This is a genomic window from Pseudomonas sp. H3_E07, assembly GCF_054668895.1.
Window position 1 is genome coordinate 3,279,244 of the sequence record NZ_CP162795.1, and the last position, 18,835, is coordinate 3,298,078.

Genomic DNA, 18,835 nt, shown 5'->3' on the forward strand with positions numbered 1-18,835 from the left:
GCGTTGCAAATGTGGGAGGGGGCTTGCCCCCGATGAGGCCAGAACAATCACCACAGCATTCAGAACAGGTGCTTTATGACAGCAGCCAACGTATACCAACAACGCCCCACCACCGGCGCCAAGGCCGAGTCGTCGCTGCACCATGCCGACCTCGCCAGCCTGGTCGGCAAAGGTCGCAAGAACGCCGGTGTGACCGTGCGCGAGAAAAAGCTTCTGGGCCACCTGACCCTTCGCGGTGATGGCCACGATGCAGCCTTCGCCGCCGGCGTGCACAAAGCTCTCGGCATTGAGCTTCCAGGGGCCCTGCAAGTCATCGTCAAAGGCGAAACCAGCCTGCAATGGCTCGGCCCGGATGAGTGGCTGCTGATCGTGCCAAGCGGTGAAGAATTTGCCGCCGAGCAAAACCTGCGTGCCGCCCTGGGTGATTTGCATATCCAGATCGTCAACGTCAGCGGCGGCCAGCAGATTCTTGAACTCAGCGGCCCGAACGTGCGTGACGTGCTGATGAAGTCCACCAGCTACGACGTGCACCCCAACAACTTCCCGGTGGGCAAGGCGGTGGGCACGGTGTTCGCCAAGTCGCAACTGGTGATCCGCCACACGGCTGAAGATACCTGGGAACTGCTGATCCGTCGCAGCTTCTCGGATTACTGGTGGTTGTGGTTGCAGGATGCATCTGCCGAATTTGGCCTGAGCGTCCAAGCCTGAGGAATACCCCATGAGCCGCGCACCCGATACATGGATTTTGACCGCCGACTGCCCCAGCGTGCTCGGCACGGTGGACGCGGTCACCCGCTACCTGTTCGAGCAGGGTTGCTACGTTACTGAGCACCACTCGTTCGATGACCGGCTGTCGGGCCGGTTCTTCATCCGCGTGGAGTTCCGCCAGCCCGACGGTTTTGACGAGCAGGCCTTTCGTGATGGCCTGGCCACCCGGGGTGAAGCCTTCGGCATGATCTTCGAGCTGACGGCGCCGAACTACCGGCCAAAAGTGGTGATCATGGTCTCCAAGGCCGATCACTGCCTGAACGACCTGCTGTACCGCCAGCGCATCGGCCAACTGTCGATGGACGTGGTGGCGGTGGTGTCCAACCACCCCGATCTCAAACCTTTGGCCGACTGGCACCAGATTCCCTACTACCATTTCCCCCTCGACCCCAACGACAAACCGTCCCAGGAGCGTCAAGTGTGGCAGGTGGTGGAAGACACCGGCGCGGAACTGGTGATCCTTGCGCGCTACATGCAAGTGTTGTCGCCGGAGCTGTGCCGCAAGCTGGATGGCAAGGCCATCAACATTCATCACTCGTTGCTGCCGGGGTTCAAGGGCGCCAAGCCGTATCACCAGGCGTACAACAAGGGCGTGAAGTTGGTCGGCGCCACGGCGCATTACATCAACAACGACCTGGACGAAGGCCCGATCATTGCCCAGGGCGTGGAAGTGGTGGATCACAGCCACTATCCCGAGGATTTGATTGCCAAGGGACGGGATATTGAAGGGCTGACACTGGCCCGGGCGGTGGGGTATCACATTGAGCGAAGGGTGTTTCTCAACGCCAATCGCACGGTCGTTCTTTAGATCGCTATCGCAGGCACGTCAGCTCCCACATTCGACCGCATTTCAAGGTTGGAACCCGATCAAATGTGGGAGCGGGCTTGCCCGTGATGAGGTCCTTACTAACAACGCAAAAACAGCATCTGTACCCGAGCACTTAAACGCGCTGCCCACCCAACGGGCAACGCAGTTCCATAAAAACAACAGCGAGGTGAAAGCATGTCTGGTAATCGTGGTGTCGTGTATCTCGGCAGCGGCAAGGTCGAAGTACAGAAAATCGACTATCCCAAAATGCAGGACCCCCGTGGCAGGAAGATTGAGCACGGCGTCATCCTGCGCGTGGTTTCCACCAACATCTGCGGCTCCGACCAACACATGGTACGCGGCCGCACCACTGCCCAGACCGGCCTGGTGCTCGGTCATGAAATTACCGGTGAAGTGATCGAGAAGGGCAGCGACGTCGAGAACCTGAAAATCGGCGACCTGGTTTCCGTACCGTTCAACGTAGCCTGCGGCCGCTGCCGCTCCTGCAAAGAACAACACACCGGCGTGTGCCTGACCGTCAACCCGGCCCGTGCCGGCGGCGCCTACGGCTATGTCGACATGGGCGACTGGACCGGCGGCCAGGCCGAATACGTGCTGGTGCCCTATGCCGACTTCAACCTGCTGAAACTGCCGGACCGCGACAAGGCCATGGAGAAAATCCGCGACCTGACGTGCCTGTCCGACATTCTCCCGACGGGCTACCACGGCGCCGTCACAGCGGGCGTGGGCCCAGGCAGCACCGTTTACATTGCCGGTGCCGGCCCTGTGGGCTTGGCCGCTGCGGCTTCAGCCCGCCTGTTGGGCGCAGCGGTGGTGATCATCGGCGACGTCAACTCTATCCGCCTGGCGCACGCCAAGGGGCAGGGCTTTGAAGTGGTCGACTTGTCCACCGATACCCCGCTGCACGAACAGATCGCCGCGTTGCTCGGCGAGCCGGAAGTGGACTGCGCCGTCGACTGCGTAGGTTTTGAAGCCCGCGGCCACGGCCACGACGGCGTCAAGGCCGAAGCACCGGCCACCGTGCTCAATTCATTGATGGGCGTGGTGCGCGTGGCCGGCAAGATCGGTATCCCTGGCTTGTACGTCACCGAAGATCCAGGTGCTGTCGATGCCGCCGCGAAAATGGGCAGCCTGAGCATTCGTTTCGGCCTGGGCTGGGCCAAATCCCACAGCTTCCACACTGGGCAGACGCCAGTGATGAAGTACAACCGCCAGCTGATGCAGGCGATCATGTGGGACCGTATCAACATTGCCGAGATCGTCGGCGTGCAGGTGATCAGCCTGGATGACGCGCCACGTGGGTATGGCGAGTTTGATGCGGGTGTGCCGAAGAAATTTGTGATCGATCCGCATAAGTTGTTCAGCGCGGCATAAACCCCAGGCTATCGAAGATCCACCTGCGGGAGGGGGGCAAGCTCTCTCCCGCAGGGTTTTGTGGTATTTGAAGTATCAGCGGTAGGCCAGTGCGCCTTGATACACCGTCGGGCCGGTGGGCTGCTTGCTCAACGACCCACCCTTAGTTTCCGAACTCACCATCAATTCCACCGGCTTGCGAATGCTGGCCTGCTGGCGCGGGTTCAATCCAATGATGCCCTTGCCATCCTCCGGTAACAGCCCCAGGGAAACCGGCGCGCTGCCTTCTGGCATGGCCCACAGTTCCAGGCTGCGGTCGGGTTCAGGTGCCGCCGTGGCAATGGGGTCGACTTCGAGGTAATCCTTGTGCGCCATGATCTGCGCTGCCGGCTGCTGGGTGGTGGTCACCAGGGTCGCGGCGGATTTGACGTTGTCCTGGGTATAAAGCGCACCGCCGAGCCCGGCGACGATGGCCACGCAGACGCCGATGAACACGCGCGGGCGGCTCCAGAATAGGGTTTTTTGTTCAATTACTTGGGGGCGGCTGGCACTCATAAGGCTGTTCCTGGCAAGTCTTGAAGTCATTTCATGGACCCTGGTATGCCGATTGGGTTCCTCGACCGACCCGGAACAATGTGCCGGATGCCCAGTCAAACGCCTGCTTTCACCCCTATACCCAGAGGTTGTTTCGATGAAGATTTCACGCGGTTTCGCCCTTTCCTGCCTGATGACCCTGGCAGCCGGCCCGGTGTTTGCCGCAGGCTTCAGCCTTGGTGACGCGGCCAATGCCATTTCCGGCATGCAGGGTGGCAACAACAAGGCCGCAGCTGCCGCACCGTCGTCCGAGACGGCTGGCTTGTTGAGCGCACTGACCTCACAACTGAACATCACCCCTGAACAAGCCGTCGGCGGCACGGGCGCGATGCTGGGCCTGGCCAAGAACAAGCTGAGCGGTAACGATTATTCGCAACTGGGCAATAGCGTGCCGGGCCTCGACCAATTGTCGGGCAACAACGCATTGGGCAGCCTCGGGGCCTTGAGCGGGATGCTCGGCCAGACCGGTGGCAGCAAGACCAGCGGCCTGGACGGCCTTTTGGGCAACGTGAAGAACACCAACGACCTGAACACTGCCTTCAGCGCTTTGGGCATGGACAGTGGCATGATTGGCCAATTTGCCCCGGTGATCCTGCAATACCTGGGCGGCCAGGGCGCCAGCAGCTCGGTGCTGGGCAAGCTGGCCCAGGCCTGGGGCACCGGCAGTTAAGAACGCTCTGCGCGCAGTTGCTCGATGCGTGCGTCCTTCTCCGTCCAGAGCTGGTTCACCCAGCTCTGGACGGTCTGGCGAAACGCCGGATCATTCTCGTAATCCCCTTGCCACAACGCCGGATCCAGCTCACGGGTGCGGATATCAATGATCACCTCTGGCACCGCGCCACTGATCAAATCCCAGAACCCTGGAATCTGCTGCTGCGGATAGACCACGGTCACGTCGAGCACGGCATCCAGCTGTTCACCCATCGCTGCCAGCACGAACGCCACGCCGCCCGCTTTGGGCTTGAGCAAGCGGGTAAAGGGTGAATCCTGCTGCTTGCGCTTGGTCTCGTTGAACCGCGTGCCTTCCAGGTAATTGACCACCGTCACCGGCTGGCGCTTGAACAGCTCGCAGGCTTCCTTGGTGATCTTCAAGTCCTGCCCCGCAAGTTCCGGGTGCTTGGCCAAGAAGGCCTTGGTGTAGCGCTTCATGAAGGGGTAATCCAGTGCCCACCAGGCCAGGCCGAGGAAGGGCACCCAGATCAGCTCTTTTTTCAGGAAGAATTTGAAGAACGGTGTGCGGCGGTTGAGGGCCTGGATCAGCGCCGGGATATCCACCCAGGATTGGTGATTGCTGATCACCAGGTAGGACGTATCGCTGCGCAGGTCTTCACCGCCGCGAATGTCCCACCGGGTTGGGATGCACAGCGAGAAGATCAGCTTGTCGATCTCGGCCCAGGTCTCGGCGATCCACATCACCGCCCACGACATGTAGTCACGCAAGCGGCCCGGCGCCGCCAGCTTGAGCAGCGCGAACACCATCAACGGGCCGATCAGAATCAGCGTATTGAGCAATAGCAGCAGTGAAACAAAACAGCCGGTGAGCAGGCGGCGCATAAGCAACTCTTGGGATCTGGTGGGCGGGCCATGATAAGCAAGCTGAGTCTAGAGGCCAAATCGCAAAGCGTCGGACGAATGTTTCACAATGTGCCTGCTAGGGTTGAACGCTAACTAAAGACGGCTTTTGCGGTCTAGAATCCGCCTACTTCTTTCCGAGGAAATCACTTCGTGAAACTGCTCCTTGCCTCTCTCGCCCTGGCTGCCCTGCCTGTCATGGCCGCCGAACCGACCCTCTACGGTCGCTACGAATACATCCAGTTGCCGGAGATCGGTGAAACCTTCAAGGCCAAGATGGACACCGGTGCGCTGACGGCTTCGCTGTCGGCCCGTGACATCGAGACCTTTACCCGTGACGGCGACGACTGGGTGCGCTTCCGCCTTGGCGGCAAGGATGCCTCCAACAAAGTCTACGAACACAAGGTGTCGCGCATCAGCAAGATCAAAAGTCGCGCCGACGAAGACGACGACAAGGATGAAGCCTCCGTGGCCAAGCGCCCGGTGATCGACCTGGAAATGTGCCTGGGTAACGTCAAGCGCACCGTCGAGGTCAACCTCACCGACCGCAGCAGCTTTAACTACCCGCTGCTGATCGGCGCCAAGGCCTTGCGTGAATTCGGTGCAGCGGTGAACCCGGCGCGTCGTTACACTGCCGACAAACCGGACTGCTGACGGACCACCATGCCGCATATCCTGATTGTCGAAGACGAAGCGGCGATAGCCGACACGCTGATCTTCGCCCTGCAAGGGGAGGGCTTCACCACCACCTGGCTGACCCTCGGTCAGGCGGCGCTGGAGCATCAGCGCCAGACGCCCGCCGACCTGATCATCCTCGACATCGGCCTGCCCGATATCACGGGTTTTGAAACCTGCAAGCAATTGCGCAGGTTCAGTGAAGTGCCGGTGATGTTCCTCAGTGCGCGGGATGGCGAGATCGACCGCGTGGTGGGGCTGGAGATCGGCGCCGACGATTATGTGGTCAAGCCCTTCAGCCCACGGGAAGTGACGGCGCGGGTCCGGGCGATCCTTAAACGCATTGGCCCAGGTGCTGCGCCGGCAGTGTTTCAGGTTGATCTGGAGCGCATGCAAATTGCATATCGCGGCCAGCCCTTGAGCCTGACGCGCCATGAGTTCCGCCTGCTGCAAAGCCTGCTGGAACAACCCGAGCGTGTGTTCAGTCGCGAGCAATTGCTGGATGCCGTCGGTGTGGCGGCGGATGCCGGCTACGAGCGCAATATCGATAGCCACATTAAAAGCCTGCGCAGCAAGTTGCGCAGCGTGGCCGCCGATGCCGAGCCGATCCAGACCCATCGCGGCCTCGGCTACAGCTACAGCCCGGGCAACAGCTGATGCGCCTGGGGCTGCGGATCTTCCTGGTGTATGCGCTGTTCATCGGCCTGACCGGCTACTTTGTGCTCAGCACGGTCATGAAGGAAATCCGTCCCGGTGTGCGTCAATCCACCGAAGAAACCCTGGTAGACACCGCCAACCTGCTGGCCGAGATCGTGCGTAATGACGTGAAGAACGGCACCCTCGGCCAAAGCCACTGGCCGGAACTGCTCAAGGCCTACGGCAACCGTCAGCCGGGGGCGACCATTTGGGGGTTGCCGAAGAATCAGGTCAACCACCGCATCTACGTGACTGATGCCAAGGGCACCGTGCTGCTCGACTCCACGGGCGAGGCGGTGGGGCAAGACTATTCCAAATGGAATGACGTGTACCTGACCCTGCGCGGTGAATACGGTGCGCGTTCCACCCGCAGCGAGCTGGATGACCCGACTTCGTCGGTGATGCACGTGGGCGCGCCGATCCGTGACAACGGCCAGATCATCGGCGTGGTCACCGTGGCCAAGCCGAACAGTTCATTGCAACCGTACGTCGACCGCACCGAGCGCCGCCTGCTGTGGTACGGCGCGGGCTTGGTGATTCTGGGCCTGCTGCTGGGTGCGCTGCTGTCGTGGTGGCTGAGCGTTGCGCTGCGCCGGCTGACCGCCTACGCCGAGGCCGTCAGCGAGGGGCGGCGTGCCGAGTTGCCCCATTACCGCGGGGGTGAACTCAAGCAACTGTCCACCGCCGTGGAGCACATGCGCACGCAGTTGGAAGGCAAGGCCTACGTCGAACATTACGTACACACCCTGACCCACGAACTGAAAAGCCCATTGGCCGCGATTCGCGGCGCGGCGGAGCTGTTGCAGGGTGATATGAGCCGCGAGCAACAGCAGCGCTTCGTCGGCAATATCGACAGCGAAAGTGCGCGCCTGCAGCAGTTGATCGAACGCCTGCTGAACCTGGCGCAGGTCGAACAGCGCCAGGGCCTGGAAGAGCAGGCGAGTATCTCGTTGGCGGCCATGGTCGATGAGGTACTCAAGGCCCAATGCGCGCGGATCGAAGGCGCCGGGTTGCAGGTCGAGCAGTCGATTGCGGCGCAGGTGAAGGTGTACGGTGAACCCTTCCTGTTGCGTCAGGCCCTGGGCAACCTGCTGGAGAACGCCCTGGACTTCACGCCGCCTGGCGGCCTGTTGAGGTTCAGCGCGCAGACGCGACACAACGATGTGCAAGTATGCCTGTTCAACCAGGCCGCACCGATTCCCGACTACGCCCTGCCACGCCTGAGTGAGCGCTTTTACTCGCTGCCACGTCCGGCCAGTGGGCGCAAAAGCACCGGCCTGGGCCTCAACTTTGTCGAGGAGGTTGTGAAGTTGCACGGCGGCGCGTTGCAGATCGGCAATGTCGACGGCGGCGTGCTGGTGGTGCTGCATCTCCACACAGTCTCCACATTGCCCACATAAATCCCCCACACAGGCTGCCCAGACTCTTCCCATCAAAACAGGGAGAGACCCATGAACCGCAGCCTGCTTTTCAAACTTGGCGCGATTGCGCTGCTGATGCTGTTATTGCTCATTCCGTTGCTGATGATCAACGGCATCATTGCCGATCGCCAGTTCACTCGCGATAACGTCCTGGACGACATTGCTCGCAGTTCCAGCTACAGCCAGCGCCTCACCGGCCCGGTGATGGTGGTGCCGTATCGCAAGACCGTCCGCGAGTGGAAGCTCAATGAAAAGCTCAACAAACGTTACGAAGTCACCCGTGAAGAGCGCGGTCGTCTGTATTTCCTGCCGGATCGATTTGAGCTCGACGGTAAGGTGCAGACCGAACTGCGCGCACGGGGCATTTACCAGGCGCGGTTGTTCCACGCCGACAACCGCATCAGCGGGCGTTTCGAGTTACCTGCGCAATTGGGCATTGCTGAGAACTTTGCCGATTACCGTTTTGAGCCGGCGTTTCTGGCGGTGGGCATCAGCGATATTCGCGGTATCGAAAACGCGCTGAAACTGGAGCTGGGCAGCCAACAACTGGAGTTCGAACCGGGCTCCCAGGTGGACTGGCTGGGTGAAGGCGTGCACGTGACACTGCCGGAGCAGGACAGCAAAAAGCCCAACGTTGTGGACTTCGCTTTCGACCTGCGTCTGCAAGGCACCGAGCAACTGCAAGTGGTGCCGGTGGGCAAGACCAGCCAGGTATCGCTGGCTTCCAACTGGCCACACCCCAGCTTCATTGGCAACTTCCTGCCGGCACAACGCGAGATTACCGACACGGGTTTTACCGCCAACTGGCAGACGTCGTTCTTCTCCACCAACCTCGAACAAGCCCTGCAAACCTGCCTGGACAAACAGGGCTGTGATGATTTCAACAACCGCAGCTTCGGGGTGAACTTCATCGACCCGGTGGACCAGTACCTCAAGAGCGACCGTGCGATCAAATACGCACTGCTGTTCATTGCCCTGACCTTTGCCGGCTTTTTCCTGTTCGAGGTGCTCAAGAGTCTGGCGGTGCACCCGATCCAATACGCGTTGGTGGGGTTTGCGCTGGCGTTTTTCTACCTGTTGTTGCTGTCGTTGTCCGAGCACATAGGCTTCGCCCTGGCTTACCTCATCTCTGCCAGTGCCTGTGTGTTGTTGATTGGCTTCTATGTGTGCCATGTGCTGCGCAGCATCATCCACGGCCTGGGCTTCTCGGCGGGGTTGGCAGCATTGTATGGCTTGTTGTACGGGCTGTTGAGTGCCGAGGATTACGCGTTGCTGATGGGCTCGTTGCTGCTGTTTGGACTGTTGGGCACGGTGATGGTGCTGACACGTAAGTTGGACTGGTATGGCGTGGGCAAGCGCAAGGCGGCCGAGCCTTTGGCATTTGACCTGGAGGCGGTGCAATGATCGGGTTGCGTGAGGATCAGCAGATCAAGGCGCGGTTGGTGGCAAGGATTAACCAACTGTTCCCGCTCTCCATAGGGGACCGTGTTACAGCCAGTCAAGCCGGTGGTTGTGTTTCCAGCATCGAAGGGCGCTGGCTGACGTCGGCGTACCAGGCGGCAAGCTGCGGATTATCCACGCGCCATTGCAGATCCGGATGACGGAAGTCGAGGTAACCCAAGGCGCAGGCCACGCTGATGGCGGCGATGTCGAAGTGGCTGGTCAGCTCGGCAATCGCGTCAGTCTCTAATTCAGCCAGGCTGCGGCGGATCTTTTTGCGCTGTTCGTCGAGCCACTGGTCCCACTGTTTTTCGACTGGGCGCAGGGCGGTTTCGTAGCGCACCAATACGGCGGCATCCATGATGCCGTCGGCCATCGAAGCCAGGGTCAGGCGGCGCCAGCGGGCTGAGCCGTCGCGAGGGATCAGCGGGTTGCCGACGTGCTGGTGGTCGAAGTAATCGAGGATCACCCGGCTGTCGTGCAACACCGTGCCATCGGCCAGGCGCAGGGCCGGGATCTTGCCCACGGGGTTGCCTTGCACCACCTGCGCATCCGGGTTGACCGGGGTCGGCATGCAGCCATGCAGGGCTACGCGGCCCTGCTGGCCGGTTTCAGCCAGCAGCACGCGAACCTTACGAACGAACGGTGAAGCGGGGTTGTGAAACAAGGTCATGCTGGGAGCGGACATGGGCATTCCTCGGAAAAGGCTGTAGGGCCTGTGTTCAGTTGTTTTCTTGCGGGATGGCTTTCAAGTAGTTGTAAACCGTCGCTCGGGAGATCTCGAAGTACTCGCCGAAATAATCGACGAAGTTGCGGATGTCCAGCAGCCCATTGGCTCGCGCTTGTATGAGGACAAGCATGATTTCGGTGCGCCCGAAATCACCTCGCCGCACGCAGTGTTCGACGGAGATCTTTTCGACGATGTCGTTGAGTGTTTCCCGCCAGTCAGCGCTAAACAAGGGGGCGGGGCGCGCCTGGGGCTGCAGGCCCACAGCGAAACCACTCAGTAGCTTTTGCACCTGCGATAACGCCGTGACATCGAAGTTCAGGCACAGGAGTGCAACGATTTCGCCGCTCTCCGAGCGGGCAACGATAGAAATCGAACGTAGCGTACGGTTGTTGGGGCCGGCTTTCTCATACGGCCCGAGGACATCCAGCCCTGGGGCCAGGTCCGGAAGGTCACAAATCAGCGATGCGTCACCGACCTTGCGCTTGGAGAAACCATTGGCGATGTGCACGATCAAGCCGCTGCGGACATCGTGAACCACCGCTTCCAGGTCGGGGAAAAGCAGAGCAGCGATGCCGTCTGCCGCTGCGTTCATGAAGGCGATACTGGCCATGGCGATCCAAGCACAGGTAGGTGGAGGCAACGATTGTACGGAGTCGGCCACACCTTTGACAGGTGCGTTGGCGCGGCCCTCAGTGGTGGATCTGCGCCAGGAAAGCTTGAGCCCTGTCGCTCTTGGGGGCGGTAAAGAATTGCTCCGGGGGCAGGTCTTCGACAATACGTCCCGCATCGAGGAACAACACTCGCTCGGCAACCTGGCGCGCGAAGCCCATTTCGTGGGTAACGCACAGCATTGTCATGCCGGTGTCGGCCAATGTGACGATGACGTCCAGCACTTCCTTGACCATTTCCGGATCGAGTGCCGAGGTGGGTTCGTCGAACAGCATGATTTTCGGCTCCATGCACAACGCCCGGGCGATGGCCACGCGCTGCTGCTGCCCGCCTGAAAGTTGACTGGGGTACTTGTTCGCCTGGTTTTCGATACCGACCTTGTCCAGAAAGTGCCGTGCGTGCGCTTCAGCACGCTTGCGTGAGAAACCGCGAACCGACATCGGGGCCAGTGTGCAGTTTTGCAGGACCGTCATGTGGGGGAACAGGTTGAAGTTCTGAAACACCATGCCAATCTCGCGCAGCGCTTTATGTCGGGCTGGCGATGGTTTTCCGAGGTCGGCATCCAAGGCGCGGATAACCCCGCTATCTGCGACTTCAAGGCGGCTGATGCAGCGAATCAAGGTCGATTTTCCTGAGCCGGATGGCCCGCACAGGACGATGCGTTCACCTTGGCTGACGGTGAGGTCAATGGCGTGAAGTACCTGGAAGTTGCCATACCATTTGTTCAATCCACTGATTTGCACCACGGACTCTCGCGTTGGCAGGGCTGGAAGGCAGAGACTGTCTGGAGCGGTGATGCTCGAATTCATTGGCTTACCCTCTGGACCGCAGTGTTGGGAATGTTGAAGCCTGACTACCCGATGTGCTTGCTCAGTGACCGTTCAAGGCGTCTAAGCGTGCGTCTGACGACCTCGACGATCGCCAGGTACAACACCGCCGCCCAAAGGTAGATCTGGAAGTCGAAGCTGCGTGAGAACGCCAGTTTGGCCACGCCCATCAGGTCGTAGAGGGTCACCAGCGAGGCAATGGAACTGGCCTTGATCATCAGGATCAGCTCGTTGCCCAGCGGCCCGACGGCCACCAGTAACGACTGCGGCAGGATGACCTTTTGCAAGGTGGCCCAACGCGAAAGGCCAAGCATTTGCGCCGCTTCGCGTTGGCCTGGTGCGACGGCTGTCAGGGCGCCGCGCATGATCTCGGCTTGATAGGCTGCGGTATTGAGGGTGAAGGCCAGCAGCGTGCAGAGCCAGGCGTCCCGGAAGAACCACCAGAGGCCTACGTCTTGCCAGAAGCTTTTGAATGACCCCAGGCCGTAATACAGCATGAACAGTTGTGCGAGCAGCGGGGAGCCGCGAAAGAAGTACATATAGGTGCCAGTGATGCCGCGCAGCCAACGGTTGCTCGACAATCGTCCCAGGGCAAGCAGCAGGCCCAGGAGTGCGCCGAGGCTAAAGGAGATGGCCACCAGTTTTGCGGTGACCAGCAAGCCGTCGATAAAACGCGGGGCGTAACGTTCGAACAGTTCCAGGTTGAGCAGCGCACTCAACAGGCTCTCGATATTCATGGCTTGGCACTCAGTTGGTGGCGGCTGAAATATCGTTCGAGAAAATTGAACACGCGGCCGGACAACGCCGAGAAAAACAGATAGCCGAAACAGGCCACGGCGTAGAACAGCATCGGTTCTTTGGTCACGCTGACCGCCAGGCTGGTCTGACGCATAAGGTCGACCAGGGAGATGGTTGAAACCAGGGACGTGTCCTTGAGCAGCGACAGCCAGTTATTCGACAGGCCGGGCAAGGCAATGCGCGTCAGTTGTGGCAGGACCACCTTGCGAAGGGTCGTACCCTTGGGCAAGCCCAGCATTGTCGCGGCCTCGAATTGCCCCTTGGACAGGGACTTGAAGGCACTCAACCATACCTCGCTGGAAAACGCGGCAAACACCAGGCTGAAGGCAATCATGGCCGCGACGAAGGTGTTGATCGTGACTTCGCCTTGGTAGCCCATGGCTGCGAGCATGCTTTGTGCGGCAATCTGGCAGCCGTAATAAATGATCAACAAGGTCAGTAGTTCGGGCAGCCCACGGAACACTGTGGAAAATACCGTCGCCCCCGTCCGTAGCCAGCGTCGCTTGGACCTCGCCGCCAGGGCTACTAACAGGCCCAATGGTAAACCGAGCGGGATGCAGGCGAGTGCCAGGGTGATGGTGACCAAGGCTCCGGCCAGAAGCGCCGAGCCCCAGCCGCCGTTGGCGAAAGATAACAGTGACAGTTGTTCGAGCATGCCAGAACCCTCTCGCGAAATTTGGCCTGCACGTGAGCCCGAAGCCAGCGCCCGGGCCCCGCAGGTCAATAGATATCGAAGGCGAAGTAGCGTCTGGAGATGTTCTTATAGGTGCCATCGGCGACGATTTCGTCCAGCGCCTTGTTTAGCCGCTCACGCAACTCGACGTCGCCCTGGCGCACCGCGATGGCCGCGTCAGTATTGGTACCGTCGATGTCCCCGAGAAATGTGCAGCAGTCCTTGCCTGCGCCTGCGACCCAGGCGAGCAAGGGATATTTGTCGGCGATGACGCCGTCCAGGCGCCCGGCTGCCAAGTCACTGGCGGCCTCGTCCTGGGAGGGGTAGAGCTTCACCGTGGCGCCGGCCTCGGCGTAATGTTCTTCGGCGTAGATGGCTTGTGTCGAATAAGACTGGGCACCCACTGTCAGGCCTTTGAAGTTGGTCTGGGCGTCGCTGATGCCTGAGTCATGGGCCACGGCGACCGACAGCGGTGTGCGGTAGTAGCGGTTGGTGAAGGCGATCTTCTTTTTGCGCTCTTCGGTGACATTCATCGAGGCAACGATCGCATCGTATTTTTTCGCCAGCAGGGCGGGAATCATGCCCTCCCAGTCCTGGGTGACAAAGGTGCAGTTGACCTTCATTCGCTCACACAGGGCGTTGGCAATGTCGATATCGAAGCCGTGCAGCCTGTTGTTTGAATCCACGTAATTGAACGGCGGATAAGCCCCTTCACTGGCAATGCGCAGTGTTTCTGCGTGTGCCGCGCCCGCGACAGTGCAGAGCAGCCAGAGCGTGGCTGTGGTGATCGTGCTCGTCAGCTTTTTCATGTGAATACCTACCCTATTGTTATTGTTTGTTCAGGCGTTGATTCGGACTGGTTGCAGGTAGCGGTGCTCGCATCGCCAGGCTTCATGGCCTGGACCAACCCGACCGCCAGGGTGGCGATGGCAATGTCCTGTGCGGCAAGGCCGGTCAGGTCGGCGACGGTGATGTCGTCAGCACCGAGGCGCCCCGGGAGGTTGCCGGCCAGCACTTGCCCCAGCGAGATGTCGGCGGTGTTGGCGATCAACCCGGCGCGAAGGGCATGGGCCAGTTCACCGCGTTCGGCGCATTGGCGGTGGTCGTCGGTCATGATGACCCGAGCCAAGGAGAGGATTTGCGGGTCAAGTTCCTGTTTGCCCAGGCTGTCCGAGCCCAGGGCGACGATGTGGGTTCCGGGTTTTACCGCAGACACTGGCACGATCGGCTGAGTGGACGGCGTGCAGGTAATGACGACATTGCAGTGCTCGAACACCTTCTCCACCGTTGCCGCCACGTAAACCGTCAAACCGTGATGCTCCAGTTTCTCTGCCAGTCGGGTGGCTCTGGTCGGGTCTCGTCCCCAGATGAATACTCGATCGGTCCCCAGCAGGTGTGCAGCCCACTGCGCCTGGTGTTCGGCCTGATGGCCGGTGCCGAGAATACCCAGTGCGGTGATGTGTGACGGTGCCCCGGCCTTCGCCGCCAAAGCCCCGGCCGCGGCGGTGCGCCAACTGGTCAACCAGCCTTGGTCGTTGAGAAGGGCAACGATCTTGCCGGTTTGTGAGCTGAAGACCAGCATTAGCCCGTTATTGGTTTCCAGCCCCTTGGAGGGGTTCTCATAGAACCCCATGGCCAGTTTGACCACGAAGGTTTGCCCTCCCCGAAAATAGCCAAGCCGGATATGGCAGTCCCCCGGAGGCTCCTGGAACATCAATTCGCCGGACTTGGCGCTGATGATGTTGTCTTGGGCATGCTGAATGCAGGCGTCGCGTACCACGCGCAGCATGTCGTCGCGCTTCAGCACCGTGCGCAACTCGGTAAGGCTATAGATGGGGAGAGTCATGGGTGTTGCCCCGCAGGTCGGCGGCACAGGATGTGTGACCTTGGGGCGAGATTAAGCCTGCTTGGACTGTTTGTGTAATTTATTATTAATGTCTAATTATTGCTGGGCACGATTTACAACGCTCACCGCTCATCGGCGCAGTACTCCCCACAGCGCAATGGCTGCCGGGATCCCAAGCCCCAGCCAACTCAGCGAATCCCACAACCCGTCTCCCAGCAACGCCGCGAACAACCCTGCCGCCGTGAACAGGCCGATCCCCAGCGGAATACCAAATACCTTCCAGAAATTCGATTGCCTAGGCTTCATGCCTTGCCCGCCTTGCGCCGCACGATCCACAAATAAACCCCGCTGCCGAGCACGATGATGGTCAGCACATCCAGCGTCGCCCACAGGATCTTCATCGGCATGCCGCCGTAGTCACCAAAGTGCAGCGGCTGGGACATGCCCATGGCGTCCATGTACCACGGTCGTTCAGCGATGGCGGTGACGGCGAGGGTGCTGGCGTCAATCAGCACGGGTGTGAGCAAGTGCGAGGTCAGGTGGGTGCTGCCCTTCATGAAGACCGCGTAATGGTGCTCACTGGAAAAGCGCGTGCCGGGGAAGGCGATAAAGTCCGGCTGCATGCCAGGTGCGGCTTTGGCGGCGATACTCAGGAGTTCGGTGGCCGGAGCGCGCTGGCTCAGGGGTGGAGCATGTTTGTACGGTTCGATCATCGCGCTGAGGCTGTCCTGGCGCCAGGCGGCGATGATCAGGTCGGCGCAGGCGCTGATCACACCGGTCACGCCGACGACCAGTGCCCAGGTCAGAGTGACCACGCCGATCAGGTTATGCAGGTCGAGCCAGCGCAGGCGGGTGGATTTGTCCTGGCGTACGGTGGCGAACTTCAAGCGACGCATGAATGGCAGGTACAGCACGGTGCCCGAGATAATCGCGACCACAAACAGAATGCCCATGAATGCCAGCAACAACTTGCCCGGCAGACCGGCAAACATGTCCACGTGCAGGCGCAGCAGAACCATCGTGAACCCGCCGTTGGCCGATGGCATCTCCACGGCTTCACCGGTGCGCGCATCGAGCATGAAGGTGTGCGACGAGTTGGGTTCGGTGCCAGCGGTGGCGGCCATGATCGCGATCACGCCGTTTTTGTCGTCTTCGTCCCAGGCCAGGTATTGCATGGCGTCGCCAGGGCGATGAGCCTGTGCGGCGCTGACCAGTTGCTCCAGGTTGAGCTGCGGCGTGTCGGCAGGCATGTACGCCAATTCCGGCTCGTTGCCCAGCAGATGGTCGATCTCATGGTGAAACACCAACGGCAAGCCGGTAAGGGCGAGCAGCAGCAGGAATACCGTGCAGATCAGGCTGGTCCATGTGTGGATGAAGGACCAGCGGCGGATGGTTTTGCTTTTCATTTGTTCAACCTTCAGACACACCAAAGCCGCCCACGGGGGCGGCCTGGTGGTTAACTCAGCCGATTACCACTGATAGGTGGCGCTGGCGACGACGCTGCGTTGGTCGCCGAAGTAGCAGTAGGAACCGTCACAGGTGGAAATGTAGTCCTTGTTGAACAGGTTGGTGGCGTTGAGTTTGATCGAGGCGCCTTTGAGGGTGTTGTCGAGTCGGCCCAAGTCGTAATGCACCGCACCGTCGAATACGGTGTATGCGTTGGCTTTGCCGAGCCAGGTGTTGCCCTGGTCGCCGTAGGTGTTGCCGGTGTAGCGGGCACCGAAGCCGATGCCGAAACCGTCCAGTACGCCTGTGTGCCAGGTGTAGTCGGTCCACAGGGAAGCTTGCTGGTTGGGCATCAGTTGCAGGCGGTTGCCCTTGAATTCGCCTTTCTGCACTTCGGATTTGGCCAGGGTGTAAGCGGCGATCACCTTGAGATTCTCGGTGACGTCGGACACCGCTTCCAATTCCAGGCCTTTAACTTTCACTTCGCCGGTTTGGTCGGTGACAGATTGGCCGCCTGCGCCGGTGCTGGTAACGAGTACGTTTTTCTGAGTCAGGTCGTATACCGCCGCACTCAGTAAAGTGTTGGAGCCAGGTGGCTGGTATTTGATCCCCAGCTCCCATTGCTTGCCTTCGGTTGGTTTGTACGACTTGAGCGGGTCCACGCTGGCGTTGCTCGCTGGCTGGAAAGATTCAGCGTAGGACAAGTACGGCACAAAGCCTGAGTCGAACACATAGCTCAACGCTGCGTTGCCACTGAAGTTTTTGCTTCGGTCAGTGTTGGTCACGTCTTTTTTATTGAAGTAGGTAGTGCCTTGATGCACCCAGTCTTCCCGTCCGCCGAGGGTCAGGCGCCAGTTGTCCAGAGCCATTTGGTCTTGAACATAGAGGCCGGTTTGTACAGTTTTCTGGTTGTAGTCGTAGTAGGCGTCGGCGCGTGCGGGGCGCACGACTGGTGTCGTGTTGACGGGGTTGAAAATGTTCACACGCCCGGCGCTGCCGTAGATAGACAGGTAAGAAGTGTCTGTGCGCTGGTGGTCCAGACCCAATAGCAGGGTATGGGTGACATCACCGGTCGAGAAGTCGGCCTGGAAGTTGTTGTCGACCGCGAATTGGCCGATGTTTTCGTCAACGTTTGTTGAGGTGCGGTCGATATTGCCTGCCGCGTCAACCGGATAATAGGCATAGGCACCGACAGTCAGTTGCTGGAACGACAACTCCGACTTGGTGTAACGCAGGTTCTGCCTGAACTGCCAGGTATCGTTGAAGCGATGCTCGAAGGCATAACCCAGCGCGTAATAGGTACGGTCGTAGAACTCGTAGTCCGGATCGCCCAGGTTCTTGTGGTGGGACACATCGCCCAGCGGCGATTTGATCTTGGTGCCCACGATTGGCAGGAACTGACTGGTCGCGCCCGTATCGTCGCGGGTGAACTGCGACAGGAAGGTCAGCTTGGTATCGTTATCGATATTCCATGTCAGGCTTGGCGCAATGTTGTAGCGCTTGTTGTCGATGTGGTCGACCTGGGTGCCGGCATCGCGCACCACGCCGCTGAGGCCATAGAGGAACTGGCCTTCATCATCGATCTTGCCGGTGCTGGCGAAGTTGATCTGGCGATAGTTGTCGCTGCCGTATTGCACCTGCACGGCATTGCTCGATTCAGCGCTGGGGCGGCGGCTGACCATATCCAGCAGACCGCCCGGCGGGGTCTGGCCGTACACCGACGAGGCCGGGCCACGCAGCAGGGCGAGGCGGTCAAGGTTCCAGGTTTCGGCTTTCGGGTTGGCGTACACGCCACGCGGCAGTGGCAGACCGTCGAGGAACTGGGTCGGTTCGAAGCCGCGCACACGCATCCAGTCGTAGCGGGTGTCGCTGCCATAGCTGGCGGAGACGATGCCGGGCATGTACTTGACCGCGTCATCCAGGTTCTGGACGTTGCGGTCCTGCATCTGCTCGCGGGTGGCGACGGAAATCGAACGGGGTGCCTCGACCAGTGCAGTGTCCGTCTTGGTGCCGGCGGCAGTGCGCTTGGCCAGGTAGCCGTCGACCGGCCCCCAGGCGCTTTCATAGCTGTCCTGGCCCGTGATGTTGGTGGTAGGCAATGCGAGTACCCCCTCCGGCACCGGCACCAACGAGTACGTCCCGGCACTGCTCTGCTCCAACTGCAACCCAGTCCCCCTCAACGCTTCACGCAGCGCAGCCGGCGCATCGAACTGGCCCTGGACCGGCGCCGAGGTCTTGCCTGACGCCAATGCCGGGCTGAGGGTCAGTGCCAGGCCGCCCTGGCTGGCGATCTGGTTCAGGGTCGTGGCCAGTGGTGCCGCCGGCAGGTTGTAGGTGCGCACGCTGGACGCCTGCTCGGCGGCAATCAGCGAGGTGCTGGCCAGCGGGGCGCTGAGGGCAATCGCCATGGCTAACAGGCTGGGGCGCAACAAGGTGTCTAGCGTGCGGGACATAGGGCGGCTCCTGAATGGAAATATTTCGCAATTGCCTAGGTGCCG

At 60.4% G+C, this 18,835-nt stretch carries 20 protein-coding genes; 8 read left to right on the forward strand and 12 right to left on the reverse strand.

The features are described from left to right. Window positions 1-75: 75 nt before the first annotated feature. The 3 genes from AB4O08_RS14910 to fdhA all read left to right on the forward strand — a co-directional run bounded on the left by AB4O08_RS14910 (window position 76) and on the right by fdhA (window position 2,971). Window positions 76-708 (forward strand): sarcosine oxidase subunit gamma, encoded by a 633-nt coding sequence (locus AB4O08_RS14910; protein WP_010207081.1) that lies wholly within the window; start codon window positions 76-78, stop codon window positions 706-708. A gap of 10 nt (window positions 709-718) precedes the next feature. After that, the gene (gene purU, locus AB4O08_RS14915; RefSeq protein WP_005792124.1) at window positions 719-1,576 is read left to right on the forward strand and encodes a formyltetrahydrofolate deformylase; all 858 of its coding nucleotides are present in this window, start codon (window positions 719-721) and stop codon (window positions 1,574-1,576) included. Between the two features lie 195 nt (window positions 1,577-1,771). Continuing rightward, window positions 1,772-2,971: a formaldehyde dehydrogenase, glutathione-independent gene (fdhA, locus tag AB4O08_RS14920; protein ID WP_010207077.1), complete on the forward strand. Its 1,200-nt coding sequence runs from the start codon at window positions 1,772-1,774 to the stop codon at window positions 2,969-2,971. A 75-nt stretch (window positions 2,972-3,046) separates the two neighbouring features. Here fdhA and AB4O08_RS14925 read toward each other — a convergent pair whose 3' ends face one another. After that, window positions 3,047-3,505 (reverse strand): anti-sigma factor domain-containing protein, encoded by a 459-nt coding sequence (locus AB4O08_RS14925; protein WP_338423616.1) that lies wholly within the window; start codon window positions 3,503-3,505, stop codon window positions 3,047-3,049. A gap of 136 nt (window positions 3,506-3,641) precedes the next feature. On the opposite strand from AB4O08_RS14925, the gene AB4O08_RS14930 reads away from it, so the two are divergent. Further along, window positions 3,642-4,214, forward strand: coding sequence for a DUF2780 domain-containing protein (locus AB4O08_RS14930; RefSeq protein WP_010207073.1), 573 nt, complete (start codon window positions 3,642-3,644; stop codon window positions 4,212-4,214). Here AB4O08_RS14930 and AB4O08_RS14935 read toward each other — a convergent pair. Next, window positions 4,211-5,098 (reverse strand): acyltransferase, encoded by an 888-nt coding sequence (locus AB4O08_RS14935; RefSeq protein WP_010207071.1) that lies wholly within the window; start codon window positions 5,096-5,098, stop codon window positions 4,211-4,213. The genes AB4O08_RS14930 and AB4O08_RS14935 overlap by 4 nt on opposite strands. Window positions 5,099-5,269: 171 nt before the next feature. Here AB4O08_RS14935 and rloA2 point away from each other — a divergent pair, with 171 nt between their 5' ends. Genes rloA2 through creD form a run of 4 tightly spaced genes read left to right on the forward strand, consistent with a single transcriptional unit; the run spans window position 5,270 to window position 9,312 of the window. Continuing rightward, the gene (gene rloA2, locus AB4O08_RS14940; protein ID WP_010207070.1) at window positions 5,270-5,770 is read left to right on the forward strand and encodes a retropepsin-like aspartic peptidase RloA2; all 501 of its coding nucleotides are present in this window, start codon (window positions 5,270-5,272) and stop codon (window positions 5,768-5,770) included. 9 nt (window positions 5,771-5,779) lie between these two features. Continuing rightward, complete coding sequence (gene creB / locus AB4O08_RS14945) at window positions 5,780-6,448, forward strand: two-component system response regulator CreB (RefSeq protein ID WP_010207068.1); 669 nt, start codon at window positions 5,780-5,782, stop codon at window positions 6,446-6,448. Next, the gene (gene creC, locus AB4O08_RS14950) at window positions 6,448-7,887 is read left to right on the forward strand and encodes a two-component system sensor histidine kinase CreC (RefSeq protein WP_010207066.1); all 1,440 of its coding nucleotides are present in this window, start codon (window positions 6,448-6,450) and stop codon (window positions 7,885-7,887) included. The genes creB and creC overlap by 1 nt, the downstream gene beginning before the upstream one ends. A 51-nt stretch (window positions 7,888-7,938) precedes the next feature. Continuing rightward, window positions 7,939-9,312, forward strand: a complete 1,374-nt coding sequence (creD, locus tag AB4O08_RS14955; protein ID WP_010207064.1) for a cell envelope integrity protein CreD — start codon at window positions 7,939-7,941, stop codon at window positions 9,310-9,312. 94 nt (window positions 9,313-9,406) lie between these two features. Here the strand turns inward: creD and AB4O08_RS14960 are convergent, their stop codons facing one another. The 10 genes from AB4O08_RS14960 to AB4O08_RS15005 all read right to left on the reverse strand — a co-directional run bounded on the left by AB4O08_RS14960 (window position 9,407) and on the right by AB4O08_RS15005 (window position 18,790). Beyond that, entirely contained in the window at window positions 9,407-10,036 is a 630-nt protein-coding gene (locus tag AB4O08_RS14960; protein ID WP_010207062.1) for a glutathione S-transferase N-terminal domain-containing protein, read from the reverse strand. 34 nt (window positions 10,037-10,070) lie between these two features. Next, on the reverse strand, window positions 10,071-10,688 hold the full coding sequence (locus AB4O08_RS14965) for a helix-turn-helix transcriptional regulator (RefSeq protein WP_010207061.1): 618 nt from the start codon (window positions 10,686-10,688) through the stop codon (window positions 10,071-10,073). 79 nt (window positions 10,689-10,767) lie between these two features. Then, window positions 10,768-11,493, reverse strand: coding sequence for an amino acid ABC transporter ATP-binding protein (locus tag AB4O08_RS14970; protein ID WP_010207059.1), 726 nt, complete (start codon window positions 11,491-11,493; stop codon window positions 10,768-10,770). A gap of 107 nt (window positions 11,494-11,600) precedes the next feature. Then, complete coding sequence (locus tag AB4O08_RS14975; RefSeq protein WP_010207058.1) at window positions 11,601-12,311, reverse strand: ABC transporter permease; 711 nt, start codon at window positions 12,309-12,311, stop codon at window positions 11,601-11,603. Next, window positions 12,308-13,027, reverse strand: a complete 720-nt coding sequence (locus tag AB4O08_RS14980; RefSeq protein WP_106119472.1) for an ABC transporter permease — start codon at window positions 13,025-13,027, stop codon at window positions 12,308-12,310. Before AB4O08_RS14980 ends, AB4O08_RS14975 begins: the two co-directional genes overlap by 4 nt. Before the next feature lie 65 nt (window positions 13,028-13,092). Beyond that, a complete protein-coding gene (locus tag AB4O08_RS14985) occupies window positions 13,093-13,854 on the reverse strand; it encodes a transporter substrate-binding domain-containing protein (protein ID WP_010207056.1) in 762 nt (253 codons plus the stop codon). 8 nt (window positions 13,855-13,862) lie between these two features. Continuing rightward, window positions 13,863-14,891 (reverse strand): Rossmann-fold NAD(P)-binding domain-containing protein, encoded by a 1,029-nt coding sequence (locus AB4O08_RS14990; RefSeq protein ID WP_042571454.1) that lies wholly within the window; start codon window positions 14,889-14,891, stop codon window positions 13,863-13,865. Window positions 14,892-15,020: 129 nt separating this feature from the next. Next, window positions 15,021-15,197: a hypothetical protein gene (locus tag AB4O08_RS14995; RefSeq protein ID WP_010207054.1), complete on the reverse strand. Its 177-nt coding sequence runs from the start codon at window positions 15,195-15,197 to the stop codon at window positions 15,021-15,023. Continuing rightward, on the reverse strand, window positions 15,194-16,297 hold the full coding sequence (locus tag AB4O08_RS15000) for a PepSY-associated TM helix domain-containing protein (protein WP_042571455.1): 1,104 nt from the start codon (window positions 16,295-16,297) through the stop codon (window positions 15,194-15,196). Before AB4O08_RS15000 ends, AB4O08_RS14995 begins: the two co-directional genes overlap by 4 nt. A gap of 63 nt (window positions 16,298-16,360) precedes the next feature. Next, the gene (locus AB4O08_RS15005) at window positions 16,361-18,790 is read right to left on the reverse strand and encodes a TonB-dependent siderophore receptor (protein ID WP_010207051.1); all 2,430 of its coding nucleotides are present in this window, start codon (window positions 18,788-18,790) and stop codon (window positions 16,361-16,363) included. Window positions 18,791-18,835: the final 45 nt, after the last annotated feature.